This is a genomic window from Dietzia sp. UCD-THP, from assembly GCF_000349585.1.
GTDB classification, from domain to species: domain Bacteria; phylum Actinomycetota; class Actinomycetes; order Mycobacteriales; family Mycobacteriaceae; genus Dietzia; species Dietzia natronolimnaea_A.
The window spans coordinates 14,072-26,004 of record NZ_KB714658.1; the positions used below are offsets into that span (position 1 = coordinate 14,072).

An 11,933-nucleotide genomic window follows, 5' to 3' on the forward strand; every position below is an offset into this window, starting at 1 on the left:
GGCGGGGCCCGTCCACCGGGCCGGCAGGGCGGTACCCGCCGAGCGCGGGGCCACCGGCCTGCGGGGCTCCTGCTCGCCACACCGAATCCCGCCCGGGGCCGGAGGGCTGCGCGTTGGCGGGGCGGGGGTCGGGGTGAGTCGCCCCCGGGGCGGGCTGGGCCGGATGCCCGGGCGGCACGGACGGGGTCGGCTGCCCGGGCGGCACGGGCTGGGTCGGCTGCACTGGCCGCGTCTGCCGACCGAGCGCCGCCAGCCCGCTCCGTACCTCCGCCACCTCGGCGGTGATCCGCCCGAGCCTCGCGTCGAGGTCGGCGAGCATGCGCTGGACGTGGTCGGGCTGTTCCGGGTTCACCCCTGAATAGTCTCCCGTCCGGGCCGCCCCGTCCACAGGCTCCCTGCCGAGCCCTACCGGCGGTCGCGCTGGGCCTGCGCCGCTGCCCGGGACCGCAGCACCAGGATCACGCCGACCGCGCTGACCGCCATACCGACCACCGCGAGAAGAGTGATCGGCACCCCGAACATCAGCCACACCCACACCATGGTGGTGGGCGGGGTGAGGTAGAGCAGGACGCTGGCCACCGTGGCGCCCCTGGTGCGGGTGACGAACACGTAGAGGACGTACCCGCAGAGCGTGGAGAGGAACACCAGCCAGGCCACCGCCACCCAGAACTCGGGCTCGGCCGGCACCGCGCCCTGCCCGGCCAGCAGCATCGCGGCGACCAGGGCCACCGCCGCGACGACCGACTGCATGGTGATGGACTGGAGCAGGGTCTCCGTGGGCCTGAGACGCTGGGTGAGGACCGTCCCCGTGGCCAGACTCAGCATCCCGGCCACCGGGAACAGGTAGGCCCACCACGGGGCGCTGCCTGCACCCAGGCCGCCCGAGACCACCACCACGACGCCCGCCATTCCGAGCAGCATGCCGATCCACATGACCGGTGTGGTCCGTTCCCCGAGGAACCTGCCCGCGACCGTCGCCACGAGTAGTGGCTGCAGCGCCGCGATCAGCGCCGCCGTCCCGCCGTCGACGCCGCGGGCGACACCCTCGAAGATCATGAACAGGAACACGGCCTGACTGAACAGACCCAGCACCGCCTGCCGCGCCCACGCCCTCCGGTCGGTCAACCGCACCCGGAGCACGAGGCAGACCGAGAGCAGCAGGAGCCCGAGGATCGAGAACCGCCAGCCGAGCAGCTGCAGCGAGGTCCCACCGGTCCGGGTCCCGAGCTCCGCGCCGACATAGCCCGAACTCCACATGATCACCAGTGCCACCGACGCCAGATGGCCGGCGTTGCGGCGGAGCGCATCTCGAGCGGGCTGGGACATCGGCACAGCCTACGAAGCGGCCGGTCTCGTCGTCGTCGTACCGTCGGCCCCACCCCCGACCCCCGCGCACGACATCGGCCGCGGGGGCGGGGGCCGCGGCGGGCGGGCGTCCCCCCACGCCGACGATCACCGTTCCGGCCTCGAGCCGGGTGCCTGTGCGGCGCACTCTTCCCATACTGTGTGCCACACAGTACCGTGTAAGGCATGAGTGACGGCGTGGACGCGGTGCTGGGAACCCACCTGCAGGAGCTCCGGCGCGGCTCGGTGGTGCTGGCGAGCCTGCTGGCCTGCATGCGACCGCGCTACGGGTACGCCCTGCTCACCACGTTGGCCGAGGCCGGGATCTCGACCGAGGCCAACACCCTCTACCCACTGCTGCGCCGCCTGGAGGGTCAGGGGCTGCTCACCTCCACGTGGCGGACGGAGGAACCCCGACCCCGCAAGTACTACGAGACCACCGCGCTCGGTGCCCAGACCGCCGAGCTGCTCCACTCCGAATGGCAGGCGCTGGGCGCCTCCTACACCGATCTGCGGAAGGCGGAGACGTGATGTCCACACTGACCGATCGCTACATCGCCGAGGTGGTCCGGCGGCTGCCGGACAGCACGAGCGACGACATCTCCGCCGAGATCGCCGCGACCATAGACGACATGGTCGCGGCCGAGCTCGACCGGCACGGCGACGGCGCCGCGGCCCCCGACCCCGACTCGATCGAGCGCGCCGTGCTCGGTCGGCTCGGTGACCCCGCCGCGCTGGCGCGTCGCTACTCGGGCGCACGGCACTACCTCATCGGGCCCGAGGTCTACCCGGCGTGGCTGCGTGTCCTGCGCTGGCTCATGCCGATCGTCGGCGCCCTGGCGGCGCTCACGAGCGCGATCGTCTACGTGGTGACGGCCCCACAGGCCGAACTGGGCGGCCTCATCGGTGAGGTCGTCAGCGGGGTGGTGTCCGCCCTGCTGTGGGCGTTCGCGGCCTGGACCCTGCTCGTGGTGATCGTCGAGCGGACCACGCCCGAGGGGGGCCGCAACCCCTTCACCACGTCGACCGCGTGGGACCCGTCGGAACTCGACCATCCGCGGGTCCGGCCGGACACCCGCATCGACGCGATCGTCTCGTTGAGCCTCCTCGCGCTGCTCGCCGCCGTGCCCTTCGTGCCGTCGACGTTCCTCTACATCGGACACCTCAACGGCGGCGAGACGGTGGTGAACCCGGACATCCCCACCGTCTGGCTCGCGGGCTACCTGGCCCTGATCGGGGTGCTGGCGCTGGTGCAGATCCGGCGCCTGGCCCGCCCGGGCAGGTCCCGGCGGCGACTGGCCGTCGAGGTGGTCGCCGACGTCGTGTTCGGCGCCTTCCTCACGGTCCTGGTCCTGACCCAGGAGTCGGTGATCCACCCCGACCTCGTCTCGGCCGGCGGGGACGAGCTGCCGGCCGCGGCGATCCGATGGAGTGTCGTCGCGACCGTCTGGGTGATCGTGATCTGGGACCAGGTCGAGACCCTCCGGGCGCATCGGCGGGACACGGCCGCGGCCCGGTGAGTCGTCGGCGGGGGGACGGACGACGAACGCCCCCGTCCGCGTGGACGAGGGCGCTGCCGGTACCGCTGCTGTGCGCCCGAAGGGACTCGAACCCCTAACCTCTTGATCCGTAGTCAAGTGCTCTATCCATTGAGCTACGGGCGCATTATTCATCTGTCGTGCCAGTTCAACCGGTCACCCGGTGCTCCGGCATGGCGGAGGCGAGAGGATTTGAACCTCCGGTCCCCTTTAAGGAGGACAACTCATTAGCAGTGAGTCCCATTCGGCCGCTCTGGCACGCCTCCTGGAGGCTCTGCTGAGCCAACGAGGGATAACAGTACACACCGGTCGGCGCGGTGCGCAAAACGGCCGGACACCCCGCCGTCATCCGGTGGTCCTACTCTGTACGCATGTCCCCCGACGTGCGCAGCGACCTCGACGCCATCCCCTCCTACGTCCCCGGCGCCTCCGTCCCAGGAGCGGTCAAACTGGCCTCCAACGAGACCACCGCGGGACCGCTGCCGAGCGTGGCGGCCGCCATCGCGGACGCCGCGGCCGGGGCGAACCGCTACCCGGACATCACCGCCGGCGCGCTGGTGTCCCGGTTGTCGGAGTTCCTCGGCGTCCCGTCGGAGAATGTCACGGCGGGGTGCGGGTCGGTCGCGCTGTGTCAGCAGCTCGTGCAGGCGGTGTGCGCCCCGGGGGACGAGGTGCTCTACGGCTGGAGATCGTTCGAGGCCTACCCGATCATCGCGCGCATCGCCCACGCGGTCCCCGTCGCGGTCCCCAACCGTTCCGACGGCACGCTCGATCTCGACTCCCTCGCCGGTGCCGTGACCGACCGGACCCGGCTCATCTTTGTCTGCACCCCCAACAACCCCACGGGTCCGGCGGTCTCCCGGGCCGCGCTCACCGCGTTCCTGGACCGCATCCCGGAGCGGGTCACCGTGGCGCTGGACGAGGCGTACTACGAGTACCTCCGATCCGAGGACCCGGTCGACGGTGTGGCCGAGTCCATGTCCCGGCCGAACGTCGTGTCGCTGCGGACGTTCTCCAAGGCCTACGGGCTGGCGGGCCTGCGCGTGGGCTACCTCACCGGGCCGGCGGAGCTGGTCGCATCGGTGGGGAAGATGGTCGTCCCCTTCTCGGTGAGCTCGCTCGCCCAGGCCGCGGGGATCGCCTGCCTCGAGGCCGGTGACGAGCTCCGCTCCCGCACGGACGCGGTGGTCGCCGAACGGGCGAGGGTCCGGGACACGCTGCTCGATCTCGGGTATCTGGTGCCGGACAGTCAGGCCAACTTCGTGTGGCTGCCGCTCGGTGACGCCGCGGCCGCGTTCGACGCACACTGCCGCGACCACCTCGTCGTCACCAGGTGCTTCGCCGGCGACGGAGTCCGGGTGACGATCGGCGACCCGGTGGAGAACGACCGCCTCCTGGACGCCGCACGCGCTTTTGTGACCGGAACGTGACTGTTCCGGCGGGCTCCCGTGACCTCGCACCGGCACAGTGGTCGGGGTTCGAGGGGGCACGATGGTGCTCCCGCTCGCGGTCCCACGTGTCCGCGTGACGTGGCCGGGACCCGAAGGAGCCGGATGAGACGGAAGAGTTCATGGGACAACGTGAACTCCTCGCCCATCCAGGCCGCCCTGTGGTCGGGTTCACACACAGTCGTCGACGTCCGCGGTCCGGAGTCCTCGCCGCTCCGCCACACCGGGCTCGTCACGCTGGTGATCACAGCCATCGGCGCGCTGGTCCTCACCCTCGCCTCCGCCCCGGCCGCCGACGCCCGCCCCGGGGAGTCGGGCCGGCCGTGGACTCCTTCGGTGGAGACGCAGTCGGTGCGGATCCTCGGAATCGGGGAGTTCTCCGGCGCGCTCACCCGGCCGGTGGGATTCCAGGGCCAGCTCCGCGACGGCTCGGGGAACGTGCGGCCGGCGGGCGGAGGGTCCCACCTCGCCGCGACGGTGAGCAAGCTGCGAGACCAGTCCGGCGGCGCGATGCTGCTGGCCACAGGCGACTCCATCGGCGGGACCTCCCCGGAGACGGCGCTGCTGGGCGACCGGCCGACCGTCGAGTTCTTCAACCGCCTCGGGGTGAACGGAGCGGGCGTCGGGAGGCGCGAGCTGGAGAAGGGCGCCGACCACGTCCGCGAACTGGTCCGACCGGGGTGTCGTACGGAGCAGGACTGCCGTGTGGACCCGCCCCTTCCCCCGTTCCGCGGTGCGGCCTTCCCCTTCCTGGCCTCCAACGTCATCCCCTCCCCTGACGCCGCACCCACCTTCCCGTTCGCGATCCAACGGATCGGGGACGTGCGCGTGGGGATCGTGGCGGTCACCGTGCCCACCGACAGGGCGCCGGAGACCACCACCCGGCTCTCCGACCCCGTCGAAGCGGTCAACGAGGCCGTCGACGCGTTGCAGTTCCTCGGTGTGGAGGCGATCGTGGGCCTGGTGCAGTCCACCACGGTGCACGGCAACCTCGATCCCGGTGCCTGCCCGGATGAACTCACCGAGCTCGACCTGGTCACACGCCTCGACCCCGCGGTCGACGCGCTGATAATCGGCGCCTCGGGCGGTCCCGCCACCTGCCGGGTCAGGGACGCGGAGAACGAGGAGCGGGTCGTGGTGGCGCCGGCGTCCCACGGCCGGTCGGTCGCCGTAGTCGACCTCGCCATCGATCCCTCCACCGGCGACGTGATCCGTCCCCAGACCTCTGCGTTCAACCAGACGGTGAACCTCGACATCGCCCCCGACCCGGGCACCGAGGAACTTGCGCGCCAGGCCGGCGCCGCGGCGACCGCAGAGGCTCGCACGCCCCTCGGTTCTGCCACCGAGACGATCCCACGGAGAATGGACTCCAACGGTGAGTCCCCGCTGGCCGACGTGATCGCCGACTGCCAACTCCACGCCACCCGGGGCCGGGGCGCCCAGCTCGCGCTGTCCAACCCGGACTCGCTGCGCACCGACCTGCCTCAGGGCCCCCTGGACTACGCGACCCTGCACACCGTCCAGCCCTACGGCGACCGCCTCTACCTGGTGACCGTGACGGGTCGGGAACTGCGAGAGGCATTCGACCACTTCGTCGACGACATCGGCGACAACGGCCCGGCGGTCTCGTCCAACGTGCGCTACACCGTGGACACCCGCCGACCGGCAGGCGCGAGGGTTTCCGAACTACTGGTCGACGACGAGCCCGTTGACCCCGACCGCGAGTACACCGTCGTGGTCAACGAGTTCCTCTCCTCTCCCGAGTTCAGGGGCTCGCCCCTGGCCGAGCGCGGGGATCGCCGCGAGGCGGGCCTGACGGACATCGACGCGCTCATCCGGTACGTCGCCGACGAGGGCCCCCTGAGCGCGCCGGACACCGGGCGGGTCCGGGTGGTCCGGTAGGCGTGGAGACCACCGCCCTCCTCCAGAACGCGGCCCGACATGCCGCCCCACCGGCGGTCACCGGTACCCGGGTAGGGAACCCTTAGGTTTTTTGCTCCGCTCATTCTAAGATCGATTTCATCACGCCGTCCGGCGCCCCTCACCGGATTGTGGTGACCGGCTAATGCGTCCAGCACGAGTCGGCTATTCACTCTTTCTGATCTTTGCCTGAGAAAATGGTGGTCATGCCGCAGCGACGACGTTGGTCCCGCCCCACGAGAGCCGCGCGGATCGGCGTGGTCCTGGCGACGGCCCTGGCGCTGGGGTCGGGATGCGTGACCACCGGCGCGGCGCCGGTCGTGGTGACCGACCTTCGCCCTCCGGCGAGGCTCGACGAGGTCACCGTCCAGCGGTTCGAGTACCCCACGCACGGCACTGCGGATCCGGAGCAGAACTGGGCGGACCTCTACCTCCCCGCCGGGGAACAACGGGTCGACTCCATCCCCCTGGCGGTCCTCATCCACGGCGCGGCGTGGCGGGACCAGACCAGGGCCGACTCGTTCGATCCGCTCGCCCGAACGCTGGCCAACCGCGGGATGGCGGTCTACAACATCGAGTACCGACGGGTGGGCTCGGGCGGCGGATGGCCGACCACGTTCCTCGACGTCGCGAGCGCTCTGGACCACGTGGTCGAGGTGGACAAGAAGTTCCCGCAGATCACCACCGACGACGAACTGGTGGTGGGGCACGGTGCGGGAGCCCAGCTCGCAGTGTGGGCCGGCACCCGACACAAGCTGGACGACGACGAGGTCGGCGCCAACCCGGCGTTCCGACCGACGCGGGTGATCTCGATCGCCGGATCTCTGGACATGGTCTACGCGGCCACCCATGGCGACGACAGGACCGTCACGGCGCTCGGCGGGACCCCGGCCGAGGTGCCGGAGCGCTACGCGAAGGTCGATCCGATCCAGAACATCGCCACCGACACCCCGGTGGTCGCCATGCACGGCGCCCGTGACGTGACCGTGGGGCCCGAGAACTCCCAGCGCTATGTGGACGCCGTCGGCCGCGCCGGGGGGAGGGCCAAGATGGTCCTGTTCAACGACGAGGACCACGAATCCCTCGTGTCCGGGGACTCCCGCGCCTACCCGCGGGTCCTCGAGATCATCCGCCACGTGTCGGCGGCGGAACTCCACGAGACCACCGCCTGAGCGAGGACCGGCGCGAGCCGTCGGTCAGGTCAGCTCAGGACCGTGTCGAGCCAGCCGAACATCCGCGCATCGGTGAGCTGTCGGGCCAGCGGTTGGCAGTGGAAGTTCGCGCCCTCGGCGGCGGTGAACCGGGCTAGTTCGGCGGGGCCGCCCGCGCCCTGGGCGAGCCGCTCGGACTGGCCGGGCCAGAACTGCTCGTCCTCCGGATCGGTCACGAGGAGTGGGGTGGTGATGGCCGACATCTCATCAGTGGTCAGCGAGTAGCGGTGGACCGCGGCGAGGGTGTCGAAGTACCCGGTCTCCCCGTACGGCCGGGCCCGGAAGGCCCAGGTCCGCGCGGTCGAGGCGGAGAACTTCATCCCCAGGGACATGTCGCGGTCGAACGCCTCCTTCTTCCCGGCCCGGAACAGCGCCATCAGGCTGGACGGGATGTGCGTGGTCCACGACGCCGACACGTCCACCACCCCGGGGTCGGCGACCGCGGCGGCGAAGCGGTGTTCGTAGGCCAGCGCCCGCGACACCCAGTAGCCGCCCTGGCTGATGGCGTAGACGGCCAGCGCCCCGGGGTCGACGTCGGAGCGGCCCAGGAGGACGTCGACGACGGGGGTGAGGACCGATTCCCAGTCCGGGCGGAAGCCGATCCCACGCTCGAACAGCATCGACTGCTGGCCCGGACCGTCGAAGAGCAGCACGTTGTATCCGCGCGCGAGTGCGCCGGCCGCGCCGTTGTGCCAGAGCCCGCTGGTGGCTCCGTCGCTGCCGTTGACCATCACCAGTGTCCGACGGGGCCCGGGGTCGGTGGACGGCCGGAGGAACCATCCGGGCATCGTGTCCTGCTCCCAGGGGATCGACACGCGCTCGATGGTGCGGTCGGTGGTGTCGACGAAGCGCTCCCAGCTCGCACGCTGGAGGCGGAACGTCGAGGTCAGCTGTCCCTCGTCCCGCAGGCCGCTGGCCGCGTTCACCGCCACCGCGAGATAGGTGGACGCGCGCAGGTACGCCATTGACGCGGTCACCGTCCGTCCGGCCGCCGCCTCCCGGTCCGCCGCGGCGTGGACCCTGCTCCCGAGGTCGTGCCAGGCGTGGAACCAGTGATCGTGGTCGCCGTCGCCGGCCCCGTCCACGGTCGCCAGAACCTCCCCGGCCTCGGCGGCGCCGTAGGCGACCGCCCCGAGCAGGCACCGCACCTCGTAGTCGAAATCGGGATCCTTGTAGAACCCCGCGCTCAGCGCGCGGTGGGGCCGGGCGGAGAAGAAGGTCGACATGGTCAGGCCCCCTGACAGTTGGTGGTGGGGGCGACGCCGGCGAACCGGTCGGAGAGGAACTGGGCCGTCTGCACCTGGAAGGGTGCGAACGCCTCGGAGTGGGCGAGGCCCCCGTACTGCGCGTAGGTGACGGCCACGCCGCGCGTGCAGTACTCGTACGCCAGGCCGGCGACGTCCGCCGTCACCATGACCGAGTCGCCGATCCCGTCGACATCGCCCACGGCGAGCAGCATCGGGACCCGCGGCGTGCCCGCCGTGCCCATCACGTTGTCCCCGATCGCGCTCACGACCGCCGGGATGTCGAGCAGGGACGTGTACGGGGCGCGGACCATCTGCGCGTCGGTGAGTCCGGGGTAGTCGGCGGCGAAGGCGTCGATGCACTGCGAGCTGACGGTCTCGACGAGCTGGCGGCCGTAGTCCGAGAGGAAACTGTCGGTGTCGATCGCATACGCTCGCTGATAGGCCACGACCAGCGCGGGGATCACCCCGGCCCAGGTGGCGCTCCCGCTCACGTACGGCAGGTTGTGTGCGATGTTGACGGGGAGCCCTCCGGCGGCCGCGCCGACGATGTTGAGTTCCGGGGCGTAGGTCGGCGCCACCTCGGCACCCCACTGGGTGGGGACGGACCCGCCTGAGTATCCGGCCAGCCCCACCGGCGTCGAGGCCGGCAGTCCCAGGTGGTCGATGGTGGCGCGGACACCGTCCAGGGCGGCGTAGCCGGACTGGCGCCCGATCGTCCACTCGAGGTCCGGTCCCTCGTAGTCGGGAACGACGACGGTGTAGCCGGCGGCGAGATACCCGCCGATCACGCCCTGCTCCGCGATGGCCGCCCGGCCGGGGGCACCGTTCCCGGTCAGGGTGTAGGAGGGGTCGCATTCGGAGCCCAACGCGTCGTAGGCCATGTGGTAGGAGATCACCCTCGGGGGTCCCGGTACCAGGGGCCTGAGAATCGTCGCGACCGTGGCGCTCGGGGCTCCCGCCTGGTCGGTGGTCCGGTAGAGGACCTGGGTGCTGGTGAGCGGTGTGGCGAGTTCGAGCGAACCGTAGGTCATGGTCCTGCTCTCGATCACCGTTCCCGGCGCGAGATCGGCGATCGGCCCGTCCGGGGTGTAGAACGGGTCGGCCGACGGGAGTGGCACCGGTGGCGGGGCCGCGGACTGAGCTCCGGCCGCTCCCGCTCCGGCGCCGACGCCGGCGAAGACCAGGAGGAACAGGATGAGGGCGCACGCGGCACCCCCACGCATCTGACGGATGGCGGTGCTCGTGCCGACCATGGCGCACTCCCGGCGGTTCGTCGCGCTCAGAGGATGTGGTCGTGAGGCCGGGTCGCCGTGCGACGGCGGTGGACGGCCCCACTCTCACTGCGAGATCTCTCAGATCATCCCAGCAGGACCCCTGCGTGTAAACAGGTGATTATTCGGCCTGCTCGCCTTTTCACGAGCACCGGCATGGATCGGGAAAGTGTTCGCACTCCGGTGTTCTGCGCATCCAGCAGATTGAACACCAGGCACTCCCTTGTGCTCCGCACTCGGTCGCCCAGGCAGCCCGCAAGCTAGCCCCCGACTCCGAGAGTCGGGCGTCATCTCCGCACGTTCTCAAACGGCGACGTTGATGCCCCCGCCGAAGTCTCTGGGCGTGACTCACTAGTCTTCGCGGCTGCTGACGGCGCAATCGGGATGGCCCCTCCACTCGTGCTGCAGCAAACCGATCCGCCCCTATGGCGCGGACAGCGGCCGAGCGGCGGCGGGGACCCTGCAGGTGCTCCGTGTCGTTGCCGGCAGGCCCGCGCCAGAGAACAGTCAGGTGACGGTCCACTGATAGCGGTCGGCGAAGTGGTCCACGAGGGTGAGTACCTTCGGCCCATCCAGCGGTGACGTGAAGTCGGAGGCCGCGGGCAGCGCGCCTTGGCTGAGGCTGAACAGAACGGGCATGTTCTTGCCGGTCACGGTGGATCGCACTTCGAGTCCATCGATAGGATGGTTCGAGGTCCGGGATGCGTCCCAGATGGCGTGGGCCCAGTTCCTACACGTTGAACGTGGGGCGGACAGAAGTGCGTGAGCAGCGCCCATCCGCATCGGCCAATCCCCCGTGAGCTTGAGTAAGCGTAGGGGGCGAGTCGGGAACCAGGCGGTGGCGTAGGGGCTGGAGCCGGTGGTGTCGATCCGGTTACCGGCTTGGAACACCTCGGCGAGGCAGGTGTCCGGGTCGTAGGCGGCGTAGAGGACTCCGCAGCCGTGGTGGTTTGCGGGCTTGCCGGGCGGGTGGGGATCCCACCTTAGTCCGGGCAGGGGCCCGACGGTGCGGTAATTGTTCCAAGCGGTGGGATACGCGCCGCGGGTCTTGTGGATCCGCCACAGCACTTGGTCGACGTCGCGGGTGAGAACGTCGGAGGCGTCCCAACTTAGTGGACGACTGGGGCGCCGGGGGACCTTCGATCTGCCGGTCAAGCGCGGGCCCAGGCGTCAAGGAGCGCAACCACTGCTTCCGAATCGCCGCCGGCGGCGAGGTAGTCGACGGGCCTGTGGTCATCGAGTTCATCGTTGGGGCGAGCCATGAACGTGGCGACAGACACCGGGTCCAACTCGAGCCGCTCAAGGCAGGCAACGATTGAGGCGAGTCCCGGCAGGGCCATGCCGCCCTGGAACTGCCACCGCGGGAAGCGGGGTCTACCGTCGCGGTAGATCGCGTATAGCTGGCCCTTCTTGGCGCGGCGGGAGACGTTCGTGTCGTCCACGTCGAGCAGCCTTCCCGTTTCTTCTCTGCTAAGAGTGTCTGCCACGAACTGCGCTGCGCTGGCCGCAGCGATTTCGCTGCGACGCTGATCTTCCTTCTCTGCCGACCAATCGTCGAGGATGGACGGGTCGTCCAGGCCAGCGTGGTCACGGAGGAAGTCGCTGTCGCGCTGACTGATCGGGGTCGTACGAGCAAGCTGCACTCGCCGCATCGAGTCGAGCACTGCATCATTCACACTCTGCATCGAGTCGCGCAGCGCGTTGTCCATGATGTCGGCAATGACCGCGACTATCTGGGTGAGAGCCTCAACGTCCCCCGCAGACTCCGAGGAATGCACCGCGTCAGCTGCCCTCAAGTACGGATCGACGCGCTGCGAACTGAGTGCTTTGCTCACCGTGGCGGTGATTCTGGACGCCTCACCGTCCGTCAACACGTGGGGCATGTTCGCAACAGACGCGTAGATCATCTGTCGGGCGGCCTCGTCGACCCCTGCTAGGAGACTGCTGAACAAGC

10 protein-coding genes, 2 tRNA genes and 1 pseudogene are annotated in these 11,933 nt (G+C 70.3%); 5 read left to right on the forward strand and 8 right to left on the reverse strand.

The features are described from left to right. A pseudogene (locus H483_RS39730) lies at positions 1 to 352 on the reverse strand (hypothetical protein); the annotation flags it as partial. A gap of 53 nt (positions 353 to 405) precedes the next feature. After that, positions 406 to 1,326 (reverse strand): DMT family transporter, encoded by a 921-nt coding sequence (locus H483_RS36110; RefSeq protein WP_017838267.1) that lies wholly within the window; start codon positions 1,324 to 1,326, stop codon positions 406 to 408. A 204-nt stretch (positions 1,327 to 1,530) separates the two neighbouring features. Here H483_RS36110 and H483_RS36115 point away from each other — a divergent pair, with 204 nt between their 5' ends. Together H483_RS36115 and H483_RS36120 are read left to right on the forward strand one after the other, a co-directional pair. Further along, positions 1,531 to 1,875 carry a PadR family transcriptional regulator gene (locus H483_RS36115; RefSeq protein WP_031265220.1) on the forward strand — a complete coding sequence of 115 codons (345 nt, stop codon included), beginning with the start codon at positions 1,531 to 1,533 and terminating at the stop codon, positions 1,873 to 1,875. Further along, complete coding sequence (locus H483_RS36120; RefSeq protein ID WP_017838269.1) at positions 1,875 to 2,864, forward strand: hypothetical protein; 990 nt, start codon at positions 1,875 to 1,877, stop codon at positions 2,862 to 2,864. The genes H483_RS36115 and H483_RS36120 overlap by 1 nt, the downstream gene beginning before the upstream one ends. A 71-nt stretch (positions 2,865 to 2,935) precedes the next feature. Here H483_RS36120 and H483_RS36125 read toward each other — a convergent pair. Further along, positions 2,936 to 3,008 (reverse strand) — tRNA-Arg (locus H483_RS36125). Positions 3,009 to 3,056: 48 nt separating this feature from the next. Further along, positions 3,057 to 3,148, reverse strand: a tRNA-Ser gene (locus tag H483_RS36130). Positions 3,149 to 3,253: 105 nt separating this feature from the next. Between H483_RS36130 and H483_RS36135 the strand changes: the two genes are divergently transcribed. From H483_RS36135 to H483_RS36145, 3 genes are all read left to right on the forward strand, one after another. Then, positions 3,254 to 4,312 (forward strand): pyridoxal phosphate-dependent aminotransferase, encoded by a 1,059-nt coding sequence (locus H483_RS36135; protein ID WP_017838270.1) that lies wholly within the window; start codon positions 3,254 to 3,256, stop codon positions 4,310 to 4,312. A 123-nt stretch (positions 4,313 to 4,435) separates the two neighbouring features. Continuing rightward, complete coding sequence (locus tag H483_RS36140) at positions 4,436 to 6,232, forward strand: bifunctional UDP-sugar hydrolase/5'-nucleotidase (RefSeq protein ID WP_017838271.1); 1,797 nt, start codon at positions 4,436 to 4,438, stop codon at positions 6,230 to 6,232. Positions 6,233 to 6,456: 224 nt separating this feature from the next. Further along, complete coding sequence (locus H483_RS36145; protein ID WP_031265222.1) at positions 6,457 to 7,422, forward strand: S9 family peptidase; 966 nt, start codon at positions 6,457 to 6,459, stop codon at positions 7,420 to 7,422. 29 nt (positions 7,423 to 7,451) lie between these two features. On the opposite strand, the gene H483_RS36150 is transcribed toward H483_RS36145, so the two are convergent. The 4 genes from H483_RS36150 to H483_RS38275 form a co-directional block, all read right to left on the reverse strand. After that, the gene (locus H483_RS36150; protein WP_017838273.1) at positions 7,452 to 8,687 is read right to left on the reverse strand and encodes a S9 family peptidase; all 1,236 of its coding nucleotides are present in this window, start codon (positions 8,685 to 8,687) and stop codon (positions 7,452 to 7,454) included. A gap of 2 nt (positions 8,688 to 8,689) precedes the next feature. Then, complete coding sequence (locus H483_RS0120110) at positions 8,690 to 9,961, reverse strand: lipase family protein (protein ID WP_017838274.1); 1,272 nt, start codon at positions 9,959 to 9,961, stop codon at positions 8,690 to 8,692. Positions 9,962 to 10,486: 525 nt separating this feature from the next. Next, positions 10,487 to 11,134, reverse strand: coding sequence for an RES family NAD+ phosphorylase (locus tag H483_RS38910; protein WP_031265224.1), 648 nt, complete (start codon positions 11,132 to 11,134; stop codon positions 10,487 to 10,489). Further along, positions 11,131 to 11,933, reverse strand: an 803-nt coding sequence (locus H483_RS38275; RefSeq protein ID WP_017838276.1) for an antitoxin Xre/MbcA/ParS toxin-binding domain-containing protein, incomplete at its 5' end; no start/stop codon positions are given. The genes H483_RS38910 and H483_RS38275, both read right to left, overlap by 4 nt.